Below are 12913 nucleotides of genomic sequence, written 5' to 3' on the forward strand. Positions count from 1 at the left end.
GCGGGTCACCGGGCGGCGTGCAGCCGCTCCGCCGCCGCGTCGACCCGCTCATCGGTGGCGGTCGCGGCCACCCTCACGTAGTTCGCGCCGGCCGGACCGTAGAACTCACCAGGTGCCACCAGCACACCCTGCGCCGCCAGCCGGTCCACGGTCAACCGGCCGTGCTCGCCCGCGGTGGCCCACAGGTACAGCCCGGCCTCGGAGTGCTCGATCGTCAGGCCGAACGCGGTGAGCGCGCCGCGGAGGCGCTCGCGGCGGCCCCGGTACCGCGCCCACTGCGTGTGCACGTGTTCGTCGTCACGCAGTGCCGCCGTCATCGCCGCCTGGACCGGCCGGGGCATGATCATGCCGGCGTGCTTGCGTACCTCGAGCAGCTCCGCGACCAGGCGCGGGTCGCCGGTGACGAAACCCGCGCGGTACCCGGCCAGGTTGGACGACTTGGACAGCGAGTGCACCGCGAGCAGACCCTCGGTCGAGCCGCCGCACACCTCGGGGTGCAGCACGGACGCCGCTTCAGCAACGTCCCCGCTACCGGAAAGTGCCAGGTAGCACTCGTCGGAGGCCACCACGGCACCCTGCTCGCGGGCCCAGTCGACCATCTTGCGCAGGTGCTCCGGCGGCAGCACCCGCCCGGTCGGGTTCGACGGCGAGTTGATCCAGAGCAGCCGGACCCGGCGTGGGCCGAGCGCGACGGTCGTGTCGGAGCGCAGCCACTGGGCGCCGGCCAGCCGCGCGCCGACCTCGTAGGTCGGGTAGGCCAGCTCGGGCAGCACCACCAGGTCGTCCGGTCCCAGCCCGAGCAGCGTGGGTAGCCAGGCCACCAGCTCCTTGGAACCGATGGTGGGCAGCACCGCGCCCGGGTCCAGACCGGTCACCCCGAACCGCCTTGCCATCGCCTCGACGGCGGCCTCGCGCAGCTCGGGGGTGCCCCAGGTGGTCGGATAACCCGGTGCCTGCGCGGGCTCGCTGGCCAGCGCGGCCCGGATCACGGCGGGCACCTCGTCCACCGGGGTGCCCACTGAAAGGTCGACGATGCCGCCGGGGTGCGATCTCGCCAGGGCTGTCGCTCCGGTGAGCGAGTCCCAGGGAAAGTCCGGCAGGCGGGAGCCGATGCTCGTCTTGATCACCAATCAGTACTCGGAGTTCGACCCTCGGGCCAGGATCACTCGTCGTGCTCCTGCGGGGGCAGCTCGGCGGCCGGCGACACGTCGCGCTCGATCCGACCGACCTTGGAGGCACCGCCGGGCGAGCCGAGCTCCTCGAAGAAGTCGGCGTTCGCCTTGGTGTAGTCCTTCCACTGGTCCGGGACATCGTCCTCGTAGTAGATGGCCTCTACCGGGCAGACCGGCTCACAAGCACCACAGTCGACGCACTCGTCGGGGTGGATGTAGAGCATCCGGCCACCCTCGTAGATGCAGTCGACCGGACACTCTTCAATGCACGCCTTGTCCTGGAGGTCGACACATGGCTCGGCGATTACGTAGGTCACGGCGTTCTCCTGCAGTGGGGTGCGACGTCTACGCGCCAGTATGTCTCCTCAGGTTCAGCTCCGCGCAGTGAGGTATGCCTGAACGAGGGCCTAATCACGTCCACGCGGGCCAACATCGCAGCGACTGGACATCTTCGGCGTCGCAGCCCGGCCGCGCGTGCGGCAGGATCAAGGAGTGGACACTGCGAGGGGGGTGGCCGACCGGCTCAACGCGCTGGTCGGACGGCGCGTCGCGCTGCGGCACCGGCTACCCCCGGTGGACGGTCGCCCGATGCTCACCGACGCGGTCGGCGAGCTCGGCGAGGACGGCCCGGCCGCCGTACTGGTGCACACCCGGCGCGGCGTGGTGCGGGTCGAGCGGAACGCGGTGGTGGCGGTGCGGGAGATCCCCCCGCCAATGCCGAGACGGCCGTCCTGGGCGGCGGTCGCCCGGTTGGAGCGGATCTGCGCGGACGCCTGGCCGTCGGTGGTGGTGCGCCCGCTCGGGCAGTGGCGGCTGCGCGCGGCGGGCGGTTTCACCGGCCGGGCCAACTCGGCGCTGGTGGTGGGCGACCCCGGACTGCCGGTGGCGGAGGCCCTCCGCGAGGTCTGCGCGTTCGCCGTCGAGCACGAGCTGGCGCCCCGGGTTCAGGTGGCGACGGGTTCGCCGTGGCAGCAGGCGATCACCGCACAGGGCTGGACCAGGGACGACACCCACCCGGCCGGCGCCGACGTCGCGGTACTGGTTGCCGAGCTGCCGGGGCTCGCCGTGCCCGGCCCGCCTCGGACCGAACCGGCGGTCGGCGAACAGGCGGTGGGCGACCCGGCGGGGTCCGCGCCGACTGCGGACCGGGCGCCGGGCCCGGCGGTGGGCGAACCGGCGGCCGCCGACCTGACCGGGTGGCTGGAGCCGCCGGTACCGGTGGACGGCGTGGCGCTGGCCATCGGGGAGCAGCCGGACGAGGACTGGTGGCGGCTGACCGCCGACCATCCACTGACCCGGGCGCAGCGGCACGTGCTCACCGCTCCGGGTGTGGAGTACGTCGGCTACGGGGTGGCCAGGGAACCGGACGGCGAGGCGGTCGGCGTGGTCCGGCTGGCCGTGGTGGACGGGCACCTGTACGTGGCGCGGCTGGCGGTGGCCGACGGGTACCGCCGGCGCGGGCTGGGGGTGGCACTGATGCGGGCCGCCGCGCAGTGGGGCATGACCAGGGCCGGCGCCCAGTGGTGCGTGCTGCAGGTGGCCGAGCACAACGCCCCCGCGCTCGGGCTGTACCGCCGGCTGGGCTTCCGGGTGCACCACCGTTACCAATACCTGCGGCCAGGCAGCCCAACCGCAACGTCGACGTAATAACTAGCTCTTACCGTCTGGAGTGAACCGAACGATTCAACCCAGGGACACCGGGAGAGCAACCATGGACCTGAGCTCTGCGTGCCTCGTTCCGCGCCGGGTGTCGTCGCCGGCCGAGGCGCACGAGGTGGTGGCCGCCGAGGGCGCCGCGATCGTCAGCGGCATCACCGACGAGGAGGCCGCGATCGAGTTCGGCCGCGCCACCCTCGGTGACGAGCTGGTCCGGATCGGCCGCCAGATCGAGGCCACCAAGCAGCGTGCCGAGGTGGAGGGTGCCAAGATCGACGCGCAGCCGCCGGACGCCCGGGGGCGCAAGCGCCGGATCTCCGCCGACACCTCCGTGGCGATGCCGCCGCACAACGACGGGTTCGCCTTCGGCGACCGGGCGCCGGACCGGCTCTTCCTCTTCAGCGCGCGCCCGGCCGCGACCGGCGGCGACTCGTTCCTGATCGACGGACTCAAGCTGCTCGACCTGCTGGCCGCCGACCCCGCCAACGCCGCGCTGGTGGACTTCGCCCGCACCGTGGACATCGACCACTCCGAGCCGAACTTCCCGCAGGACAGCTACTCACCGATCCTGCGGACCACACCGGCCGGCCGACCCCAGGTGCGCCACCACCCCTACCTGGCACCGATCATGGGCGCCGGCGAGGACGCCCAGTGGCCCTTCGTCAGGCAGTGGCTGGCCGCGGTGACCAGCGCGCGCGACACCGGGCCGCGCTTCCGGCTGGCGGCCGGTGACATGGCCGTGGTCGACAACTACCGGATCTTCCACGGCCGCCACGGCTACACCGACCCGGCACGGCGGCTGTACTCGATCTGGGGTTGGACCACGGCGGCCGTCGCGGTGCCCACCGGCGCGTTGGACATCGTGAACCCGGTGCCCGCCCAGGTCGGCGGCTGAGCGCAGGCCCGCCGACGGCACGTTGCGCAACGGAACCGGGCTCGAAACACCGGCGCGCCGGACCGCAACATCCCAGAAACCTGCGCTTCGTAGCGTCGGGCCCACCATCGAGCACCGGGAGCAGCCACATGCCCGAACTCGGCGACCACGCGATCACCTTGAGTGACGTCGTCAAGGAGTTCCCGATCCGCCGCGGCACCTCGGTCCGCGCCCTCGACCGGTTCGACCTCACGATCGGCCACGGCGAGTTCGTGGCCATCCTCGGGCCGTCCGGCTGCGGCAAGTCGACCGTGCTGCGGTTGGTCGCCGGGTTGGAGCAGCCCACCGAGGGCCAGGTGCAGGTGGAGGGCCGGGAACCGGCCGAGCTGATCCGCGAGCACCGGCTCGGCGTGGCGTTCCAGGAGCACGCGCTGCTGCCGTGGGCGAGTGCGCGGTCCAACATCGGGCTGCCGTTCAAGGTGGCCGGGCGGCCGGTCGACGGGCCACGGGTCGACGCACTGCTGGAGCTGGTCGGCCTGACCGGCTTCGCCGACGCGCGGCCCCGGCAGTTGTCCGGGGGGATGCGCCAGCGGGTGGCGATCGCCCGCGCGCTCGCGCTGAACCCGGATGTACTGCTCCTCGATGAACCGTTCGGTGCACTCGACGCAGTGACCCGGCGCCGGATGAACCTCGAGCTGGCCCGGATCTGGATGGCGCAGCGGATCACCACCCTGCTGGTCACCCACGACGTGGACGAGGCGGTCCTGCTCGCCGACCGGGTGGTGGTGATGACCGGGCGGCCGGGCCGGGTGCGGCACATCCAACAGGTCGAGATCCCGCGCCCGCGCAGCACCGAGGCGACCCGCGACCCCGCCTTCCACGCCCTGGTCGACCAGCTGACCGGGTTGCTCGACGCGGCGGAACCGGCCGGCCCGGGCGCCCGGCCGGCGGCATGACCAGCGGGCTCCCCGGCCTCACCGTGCCGACCGGCGCCCGGCGCCGTGCCGGTACCGAGGCCGGTCCCGGGGCCGGTCGCGGGATCAGGCTGGCCGTCGCCGGGGTGGTGACCCTGCTGCTGCTGGTCGAGGTGATCGGCCGTCTGGGCCTGGCCGGGCCGAGCTGGCCGCCGCTCAGCGCGGTGCTGCGCTACCTGACGACGCCGACGGGGCAGTTGGTACTGGGCCGGGCGGTGGCCGCCAGCGGCACCGCCGCCGCGTGCGGCTTCCTGCTCGGCACGGTGCTCGGGGTGGTCCTGGCCACCCTGGGGGTGCTGCTGCCGCCGATCGGCCCCGGCCTGGACCGGCTGGCCGCGGTGCTGCACGCCATCCCGCTGATCGCACTCGGCCCGCTGCTGATCAATACGGTCGGCCGGGGCGCCACCCCGACGCTGGTCGCCGCGCTGGCCGCCGGCTTCGCGGTGTTCGTCGCGGCCACCTCCGCGCTGGGCGCCGCCGGGGAGAGCCAGCGGGACGTCTTCGCGGTGCTCGGCGCCAGCCGGTGGCGCACGCTGCTCCGGCTGCAACTGCCGGCCGGGCTGCCACTGATCGTGGACGGCCTCACCCTGGCCGCCCCGGCGGCGGTGCTCGGTGCGGTGATCGGCGAGTGGTTCGGGGCGCCGCGCGGGGTCGGGGTGCTGCTGGTCAGCGCGATGCAGAACTTCCAGCCCAACCTGCTGTGGGCGGCCGCGCTGAGCGCCTCGGTGCTCGCGCTGGGCGGCTACCTGGCGCTGATCGGGTTGCGCCGGCTGGTCACCCGGAGGTTCACATGACGGTCACCGAGTCGGGCCGGGCAGTGGCCACCTCGACGCCACCCCGCGGCGGCGCGGCGCGCACCCGCGGCCGGTCCCGGGCGCCCCGGCCGGTCCGGCTGCTCGCCGCCGCGGTCTCCCGGTACTGGACGGTCGCCGTTCTGCTGGTCGGCTGGCAGCTCTGGGCGGTGCTCAACCACTACAACCAGATCGTGGTGCCGACCCCGGTGGCGGTGCTGTCCGACGTGATCGGCCACCTCGGCGCCTACCTGCCCGACCTGGGCATCACGCTCGCGGTCGCCGCGGCCGGACTGGTGGCCGGGATGCTCTCGGGCGCGGCGCTCGCGGTCGCGGTGTGGGCGTCGCCGCTGCTGTCCGGGATGATGACACCGGTCGCGCTGGTGATGCGCTCGGTGCCGGTGGTCGCGATGATCCCGGTGCTGGCCAGGGTGTTCGGCTACAGCTGGGTGACCGTCGTGGTGATCACCACCGTGGTCTCGTTCTTCCCGGCCTTCGTGTTCGTGGGCTCCCGGCTGCGGGATGCTCCGGCCGGCGCACTGGACCTGTTCGCGGTGCTCGGCGCGTCCCGGGCCACCACCATGCGCCGACTGCTGCTGCCGCACGCGGTACCCGGCCTGCTCGTCGCGTTCCGGCTCGCCGCGCCGACGGCGGTGCTGGCCGCGATGCTCGCCGAGTACCTGATGGGCGGGCGCGGGCTGGGCACCCTGTTCGCCCGGGCGGTCAGCTTCTACCAGCCGGACCGGGCGTGGGGCACCGCGCTGGTCGCCACCGTCGTCTCGGTGATCTGTTTCGTCGCCGCCCGCGCGGTCGAACGCCGGGGACTGGCCCGGATGACCTGATCGCCGCCGTCGCCGAACGAACCCCACAGACGACCGCAAGAGGAGTCCCAGATGCCCGACTCGCCCGCCGGCTGGAGCCGCCGCGGACTGCTGCGCAACGCGGGGCTGGCCGGCCTCGGCCTGGTCGCCGGGCCGGCACTGCTGGCCGCCTGTGGTGGCGGTGACGCCGCCGCGCCCGCCGCCGGTGCCATCCCGGTCCGGGTCGCCCTCGGCTGGATCACCAACGTCGAGTTCGCCGGGTTCTGGATCGCCCAGGACCGCGGCTACTACCGGCAGGAGGGGCTGAGCGTCGACTTCATCCCGGGCGGCCCGAACGCGCCGACCCCGACCGCCACGCTGGCCGCCGGTGGCGCGGACATCGGCGTCCCGGTGGCCCTGCAGGAGTTCCTCAGCGCGGTCAACTCCGGCAACGACTTCGTGATGTACGGGGCACAGTTCCAGAACGCCCCCTCCGCGCTGCTCTCGCTGGCCAAGAAGCCGGTGCGCACGGCGGCCGACCTGGTGGACGCCACGGTGCTGGGGCAACAGAGCGTGCAGCCCTACATCGAGGCCGCGATGCGGCTGGCCAAGGTGCCGGTGCGGTACAAGTTCGTGCCGGTCGGCTACGACCCGAGCCCGCTGCTGGCCGGCCAGGGCGACGTCTACACCTGCTTCGCCACCAACCAGCCGATCATGCTGGAGCAGAAGGGGATGAAGGAGGGCACCGACTTCGTGGTGACCACCTACGAGCAGCTCGGCCTGCCGCAGTACGCCGACCTGCTCTGCAGCTCCCGAGGGTGGCTGGCCGCGAACCGGCCCACCCTGGTGAAGTTCATGCGGGCCACCGTCCGGGGCTGGCAGGACAACGCGGCCGACCCGGCGATCGCGGCCAAGCTCGCGGTGGACCGCTTCGGCGCCGACCTCGGCCTCGACCTGGCCCAGCAGACCAGGGAGAACCAGCTGCAGACCGCGTTCACCCAGAGCCCGTTCACCAAGGCCAACGGATTGCTGCGGCTCGACCCGAAGGAGCTCGCCGGCCCGATGTACACCGCGTTCACCGCCGCCGGCGTGACCCCGCTCCCGGACGTCGCCAAGATCGTCGACACCACCGTGCTCGACGACGTCTACCAGGGCAAGGCTTCAGTATGACGGCCGGTATGACGGCCGGCACGACCGCCGCCCCAGCGGCGGGCAGCGCCCCGGCCCGTGAGCTCGCCGCGCTGCCCAAGGCCCACCTGCACGTGCACCTCGAAGGCGCGATGCGCCCAGCCACCCTCACGGACCTGGCCCGGGCGGCCGGGCGGCCCGCCCCACCGGTCGGCAACAGCTGCTCGTTCCCCGAGTTCCTGCGACTCTACGACGCTGCCACCGCACTGATCCGCACCCCGGACGACCTGCGTCGGCTGGTCGCGAGGTGGTCGAGGACGCGGCCGTCGACGGCGCGGTGTGGGTCGAGCCGCACGTCTACCCGACCCGGTACGCCAGCGCGCTGGCGCCGAGCCTGGACACCGAGGAGGCCGTCCTCGAGCTGGTGATCGACGAGGCCTCCCGGACCGCCGAGCGGCTGGGCATCGGCGCCGGGATCCTGGTCTCCGCGCTGAGGCACGCCGACCCGGCGGAGGCGGTGCGGCTGGCCGAGCTGGCGGCCCGGTACGCCGGGTCGGGAGTGGTGGCCTTCGGCCTCGCCGCGGACGAGTCGCTGTTCCCGCCGGAGCCGTTCGCGGCGGCGTTCGCCCTGGCCCGCGACGCCGGGCTGATCAGCGCCCCGCACGCCGGCGAGCTGGCCGGGCCGGCGAGTGTGTACGGCGCGCTGGACGCGCTCGGTGCGCTCCGGCTCTGCCACGGGGTCCGCGCGGTGGAGGATCCGACGCTGGTCGAGCGGCTGGCCCGGGACGAGATCGTGCTGGACGTGTGCCCGACGTCGAACCTGCTGCTCGAGGTGGTGCCCTCGCTGGACGAGCACCCGCTGGCCCGGCTGTTGGACGCCGGGGTGCGCTGCACTCTCAACGGCGACGACCCGCTGCTGTTCGGGCCCGGGCTGCTCAGTGAGTTCGAGCTGGCCCGGGGCACTCTGGGGCTGTCCGACGACCAGCTCGCCGCGATGGCCCGCACTTCCATCGAGGCGTCCGGTGCCCCGCCGGCCCTGGTGGCCAGCGGGGTCGCCGGCGTCGATACCTGGCTGGCCAGCTGACCCGTGAGTGGCGAGTTGGGCTATGACCCAACGCGCCACTCACGGGTGCTGACCTGCTCAGCCGGGGTGCTGGCTGGTGGCGAGCTCGGCGGCCGGCCGCTGCTTCGCGTCGCGACTGGACCGGATGACCCGGCCGAGCACGAACGCCGCCGGCACCAGTCCGGCGATCACCAGCGCCAGCGTCGACCAGTCGCCGAGCAGCAGCACATCGCCGCCCGGCCCGGCCAGGCCCAGCACCCCGATGACGGCTATCCAGGCGATCAGCGGGGCGCTGGCGCCGCCCGGCCCGGCCAGCTCACCGGCCCTGCGCACCAGCCACGGCGTGCTCACCAGCGCCACCAGCGCGCTGACCGGCAGCGGAACCACGCCGACCGCCAGGGTCAGGAACATCAGCTCCATCATGGCCAGCAGCGCCGCGTCCAGGGTCAGCACCACGACGACCAACAGCGAGTTGGCCCGCTCCTCGTTCACCACGCCTCGATCCCGTCGAACAGGTCGGTCTCCCGCACCGGCTGCACCGAACCGGCCGCGCCGGCCAGTGTGTAGCTCTCGGTCCGCAGCACCGGCATCGCTATCTCGTTGGTCAGCGCGAAGGCCAGCTGCTCGATGCTGGTCGGGCCGGCCCCCTCGGGCGCCGAGGGCCGGCTCCAGACGGTCAGCTGGGTGGCGTGCGCGCGCAGCGCGGCCACCTTCGCCGCCAGCTGGTCGGTCACCTCGACCCGGGTGGTCACCGTCTCGTCGGGCACCGACGGCAGCTCGTCCGCGCCGGGCAGCCGCCAGGGCATCCCGCGCGCCGGGGCGCCGGCCAGCTCGGCCAGCCCGGCCGCCAGGTCGCCGAGGGGCTGCACCGTCCAGTAGACCTTGCGCACGCTGGGCGCGGCGGCGGCCGCGGCCATGCTGATCTCGTGTGCGCGCACGTGGTCAGGATGCCCGTAGCTGCCGCCGGGGTCGTAACCGACCACCACCTGCGGCTGCACCTCGGCCAGGATCTCGGCCAGCGCGGCGACCTGTTCGGCCCGCTGGCCGTCCGCGCAGAACGCCCTGGGGTGCAGCGACTCCGGCGGCGGAGCGGCCGCGAACGCGCCGGCGACCACGACCATCCCGCTGTCCCGCCAGCGCCCGACGCCGCCGAGGAACCGGTGATCGGTCAGCCCGAGCGCGGCACTGGCGGCGGCCAGCTCCGCGATCCGGTACCCGCCCAGCTGGTCGGCGTGCTCGGCGGCCAGCCCGGCCAGCTCCGGCACCATCACCTCGCCCTGCTCACCGAGCGTGCAGGTGACCAGCGTGACCTCGGTGTCCGGCGCGGCCGCGTACCGGGCGATGGTGCCGCCGGTGGTGATCGACTCGTCGTCCGGGTGGGCGTGCACCAGCAGTAGCCGGCGGCGCGCGAGGGTTCGGGGGCGAGACACCGCCAGAGCCTATGGGGCAGCCACACCTGGGTTCATCGGGCGGGCCGCGTTCAGGTCGGGGTGGCGGCCCAGCCAGCCGGTGACGGCGTCCAGCACCAGCCCGGGCATCTCCAGCTGCGGCATGTGCCCGGTGTCAGCGAGAAAGCGAGTCTCCCAGTCGGGGTTGGCAGCCGCGGCCGCCTGGGAGGAACGCACGGACACCAGCCGGTCGGCCTCGCCGTGGACCAGCAGCACCGGCACCCGGATCTCGCCCATCGCCGCGCGGTGCCGACGGTCGATCGTCGCGGGGACCGTGCTCCGGGCGGCCGCCAGCAGGGCCGCCGCGGTCCCGGGCAGCCGGCGGCGCTCCTCGGCCAACGCCACCAGGGCGTCCTCCAGCTCGCGGGGTGCCCGTAACGGGTTGGCGAACGAGAGGTTCAACGTCCCCCGCACACGCTGGCGGGACGAGAGCAGGGACCGTTCCACGCGCAGGTACAGCTCGCCGATACCGGGCAACGCGACCGCCAGGAACAGCACGACCACGCCGAGCTTGGGACGCGGGCCCGGCTGCGGCAGCGCCGGGTCCACCAGCACCAACCCGGCAACCGTCTCCGGGTGTGCCTGGGTCTGCAGGACGGAGATCAGCCCGCCCATCGAGTTCCCCACCAAGATCGCCGGGGTGCCGACCACCTCGCGCAGGAACCGGTCCAGCAGCGCTACGTTCGCGGCCACTGTGGCCGTCCGCCGGGTGCCCGGTGTCAGCCCGAAACCGCGCAGGTCCAGTGCCACGGCCCGGCGGTCGGCGGCCAGTCCCGACCCGACCGGCACCCAGTCCAGGTGCGAACCGCCAAGGCCGTGCACGAACACGATCGGCGGTGCGTCAGTGTGCCCGGCGGGAGCCGCACCGGAAGGCACAGCGTGGGCCGGCGGAGTGTCCGCCGAGCCGCCGGAACTGAACTCGACCCAATGCACCGGGCCGGCCAGGTCGGTCACCCAACCCCGGGCGCCCCACGGTGCGGCGAACGACCACGGCGCTTCGCGGGTGTCGTCGACCGCGGTGCGCTGGCTGATCATCGGAGCATCAGAGCCACGAAGTACCTCTCTGTCGACCGGACCGTGTTGCACGGCGCTCGATCCTCAGTGCGCGGGCGGGCCGGCGTAACGGTCGGTAATGATGAAGTCACGCAGTTCCGGCCACATCCGCGACCACTCGACCCGTTGGTTGGTGCAGATCCAGAGGGACAGGCCGGTGTTGATCCCGGTGATGCCGTACCGACTGTTGAACGTGCGGACCTTTCGCACGTTCCCGAAGTAGCGGCGCGGCGTCGTGTCGTCGGAGCCGACGAACAAGGTGGCGCGCGCGCTGTCGGGGGGCGGGCCGAAGTACCAGAACCCCCGGCTTCCGCTGTAGACCTCCGGCAGGCCGTTCGCCGGTCCGAACTGGTCGATCGCGGACGCCTGCCAGTAGGTGTCCGCGAGCAGGACGGCCCCCTGTCGTTCGCCTTCCGGCAGCGTGTGGAAGGCATCGGCGACGGCTGTTGTCAGTTCCGGCCAGCCGGTGCTGAGGGCGGATACCGGATTGGTCGTGCCGCCACCGTCCCAGGAGATCGGCCGGATCGGCATCGTGGCCACCACCGTGATCACCGCGGCCAGCGCGTACACCGGCCAGGTCGTCGTCCACCGCCACCAGCTGGCCGGTCGTCGGCGGCCGATCTCGACCACCGCGGCGGCGTTGGCCAGCGCGAACAGGCCCGTCACGTAGTTCTGCCGCCCACCGGTGACCAGGACGATCACGAGGACGCCGACGATCGTCCAACCCAGGAACCGGTAGGGCGCCAACTCGGCGGACCGCAGCAGCCGCCACGTTCCGTAGCAGAACAGCACCGCGCCGATCGGGATGCCGGCGAAGATCAGGATGAGCGGCAGCAGGGCCAGCCGGCCGCCGAGGATGTTCTGCTCCGCCACGATGGCCTGGGTCATGTCCAGCTGCGGCCAACCGTGGTGGGCCTGCCACCACAGGTTCGGGAGACTGCACACGACCGCGATGCCGCCGCCCACCCACAGCAACGGCCGGCGCAGCAACCCTCTGGGACCGAGCACGAGTACGGCGCACACGAGGGCGAACCAGAAGATGACGATCAGATCTTTGGTCTGCAGGCAGACAGCGGTGGCCACGCCGGACAGCAGCAGCAGCCTGTCCCCCCGGGTGCGGATCCAGCGGACCAGCAGCCAGGTGATCAGGGTCCAGCCGAATGAGTCGATCACGTCGGTGGACAACGTGTGGCCGGTGCCGAGGAGGCCGCAGGACACGGCGTAGGTGGCCGCCGCCAGCACCTGCGCGCGACGCTCGCCACGGAGCTCCCGCGCGATCAGCGACGCCACGATCACACCCAGCGCGGTCACCACGGTCGCCGGCAGCCGCAGGGCCGCCACGGAGTCCGGGAACAGTGTGTCCATCAACCGGGCCAGCAGCGGAATCAGTGGGGGCTGGTCGGCGTAGCTCCAGTCCAGCCGGCGCCCCGCGGCGAGGAAGTACAGCTCGTCGCCGAAGTAGCCGTAGCGCCCGCTGGTCAATGCGAGAACCGCGGCGACGGCGCCGGTGATGGCCAGTACCGGCCACCGCGCCCACGTTGGCGGCACGGCGCCCGGTCGGCCGACGCGGGTCCGCCGCTGGCTGATGGCCACCGAGGTGTCCCCGGCCAGCTCCGTCATCGACCGCATCTGTCCCGGCCCCCCTCGGCGGTATTAGAGATCGTCTAGGAGTCTGGTGCCACGGTCGCGCGGTTCGCCCCCGCTGTTCAGTGGGTCACACTTTCAACCGTTCACTCGGCAAAGGGTCCGCACCCCCGAGGACGGCCGCTCAGTGACCGGCCGATTGACTCAGGCTGCTGAACTGGGGGTGGGCTGCGTCGAGGTCGACGTGAGTCTGGTTCTTGGCGAAAATTTCCGGACTGACGTTGGTCTCGGTGACGATGGACATACCAGGGTCGTCACCGGGCCACCCGGCCGGTGACGCGGCGTCACCCCCAGCGTTACGGCGGTGTCA

At 73.0% G+C, this 12913-nt stretch carries 12 protein-coding genes and 1 pseudogene; 7 read left to right on the top strand and 6 right to left on the bottom strand.

Annotation, left to right across the window (positions count from 1 at the left end; translation table 11 throughout):
• Positions 1–5: 5 nt before the first annotated feature.
• Positions 6–1127, bottom strand: a complete 1122-nt coding sequence (gene dapC, locus ACTXG6_RS00105) for a succinyldiaminopimelate transaminase (protein ID WP_445185695.1) — start codon at positions 1125–1127, stop codon at positions 6–8.
• 35 nt (positions 1128–1162) lie between these two features.
• Positions 1163–1489, bottom strand: coding sequence for a ferredoxin (fdxA, locus tag ACTXG6_RS00110; RefSeq protein ID WP_445185696.1), 327 nt, complete (start codon positions 1487–1489; stop codon positions 1163–1165).
• Between the two features lie 175 nt (positions 1490–1664).
• Between fdxA and ACTXG6_RS00115 the strand changes: the two genes are divergently transcribed.
• From ACTXG6_RS00115 to add, 7 genes and pseudogenes are all read left to right on the top strand, one after another.
• Positions 1665–2819, top strand: coding sequence for a GNAT family N-acetyltransferase (locus ACTXG6_RS00115; RefSeq protein ID WP_445185697.1), 1155 nt, complete (start codon positions 1665–1667; stop codon positions 2817–2819).
• A gap of 64 nt (positions 2820–2883) precedes the next feature.
• Positions 2884–3723, top strand: coding sequence for a TauD/TfdA family dioxygenase (locus tag ACTXG6_RS00120; RefSeq protein ID WP_445185698.1), 840 nt, complete (start codon positions 2884–2886; stop codon positions 3721–3723).
• A 128-nt stretch (positions 3724–3851) separates the two neighbouring features.
• The gene (locus ACTXG6_RS00125; protein ID WP_445185699.1) at positions 3852–4658 is read left to right on the top strand and encodes an ABC transporter ATP-binding protein; all 807 of its coding nucleotides are present in this window, start codon (positions 3852–3854) and stop codon (positions 4656–4658) included.
• Positions 4655–5470 carry an ABC transporter permease gene (locus tag ACTXG6_RS00130; RefSeq protein WP_445185700.1) on the top strand — a complete coding sequence of 272 codons (816 nt, stop codon included), beginning with the start codon at positions 4655–4657 and terminating at the stop codon, positions 5468–5470. Before ACTXG6_RS00125 ends, ACTXG6_RS00130 begins: the two co-directional genes overlap by 4 nt.
• Entirely contained in the window at positions 5467–6309 is an 843-nt protein-coding gene (locus ACTXG6_RS00135) for an ABC transporter permease (RefSeq protein WP_445185701.1), read from the top strand. The genes ACTXG6_RS00130 and ACTXG6_RS00135 overlap by 4 nt, the downstream gene beginning before the upstream one ends.
• A gap of 51 nt (positions 6310–6360) precedes the next feature.
• The gene (locus ACTXG6_RS00140) at positions 6361–7437 is read left to right on the top strand and encodes an ABC transporter substrate-binding protein (protein WP_445185702.1); all 1077 of its coding nucleotides are present in this window, start codon (positions 6361–6363) and stop codon (positions 7435–7437) included.
• A gap of 110 nt (positions 7438–7547) precedes the next feature.
• Positions 7548–8479 (top strand): annotated as a pseudogene (gene add / locus ACTXG6_RS00145) (adenosine deaminase).
• Positions 8480–8536: 57 nt separating this feature from the next.
• Here add and ACTXG6_RS00150 read toward each other — a convergent pair.
• The 4 genes from ACTXG6_RS00150 to ACTXG6_RS00165 all read right to left on the bottom strand — a co-directional run bounded on the left by ACTXG6_RS00150 (position 8537) and on the right by ACTXG6_RS00165 (position 12579).
• Positions 8537–8953: a hypothetical protein gene (locus tag ACTXG6_RS00150; protein WP_445185703.1), complete on the bottom strand. Its 417-nt coding sequence runs from the start codon at positions 8951–8953 to the stop codon at positions 8537–8539.
• Complete coding sequence (gene mshB, locus ACTXG6_RS00155; RefSeq protein WP_445185704.1) at positions 8947–9888, bottom strand: N-acetyl-1-D-myo-inositol-2-amino-2-deoxy-alpha-D-glucopyranoside deacetylase; 942 nt, start codon at positions 9886–9888, stop codon at positions 8947–8949. The genes ACTXG6_RS00150 and mshB overlap by 7 nt, the downstream gene beginning before the upstream one ends.
• A 9-nt stretch (positions 9889–9897) precedes the next feature.
• Positions 9898–10941: an alpha/beta fold hydrolase gene (locus tag ACTXG6_RS00160; protein ID WP_445185705.1), complete on the bottom strand. Its 1044-nt coding sequence runs from the start codon at positions 10939–10941 to the stop codon at positions 9898–9900.
• A gap of 63 nt (positions 10942–11004) precedes the next feature.
• On the bottom strand, positions 11005–12579 hold the full coding sequence (locus tag ACTXG6_RS00165) for an ArnT family glycosyltransferase (protein ID WP_445185706.1): 1575 nt from the start codon (positions 12577–12579) through the stop codon (positions 11005–11007).
• Positions 12580–12913 lie beyond the last annotated feature (334 nt).

Source organism: Pseudonocardia sp. Cha107L01, assembly GCF_052566575.1.

Excerpts from the sequence above, each read along its gene's own strand:
- ACTXG6_RS00120 (WP_445185698.1), top strand. The coding sequence starts at position 2,884 with ATGGACCTGAGCTCTGCGTGCCTCGTTCCGCGCCGGGTGTCGTCGCCG.
- ACTXG6_RS00125 (WP_445185699.1), top strand. The coding sequence starts at position 3,852 with ATGCCCGAACTCGGCGACCACGCGATCACCTTGAGTGACGTCGTCAAG.
- ACTXG6_RS00130 (WP_445185700.1), top strand. The coding sequence starts at position 4,655 with ATGACCAGCGGGCTCCCCGGCCTCACCGTGCCGACCGGCGCCCGGCGC.
- ACTXG6_RS00135 (WP_445185701.1), top strand. The coding sequence starts at position 5,467 with ATGACGGTCACCGAGTCGGGCCGGGCAGTGGCCACCTCGACGCCACCC.
- ACTXG6_RS00140 (WP_445185702.1), top strand. The coding sequence starts at position 6,361 with ATGCCCGACTCGCCCGCCGGCTGGAGCCGCCGCGGACTGCTGCGCAAC.
- ACTXG6_RS00160 (WP_445185705.1), bottom strand. The coding sequence starts at position 10,941 with ATGATCAGCCAGCGCACCGCGGTCGACGACACCCGCGAAGCGCCGTGG.
- ACTXG6_RS00165 (WP_445185706.1), bottom strand. The coding sequence starts at position 12,579 with ATGACGGAGCTGGCCGGGGACACCTCGGTGGCCATCAGCCAGCGGCGG.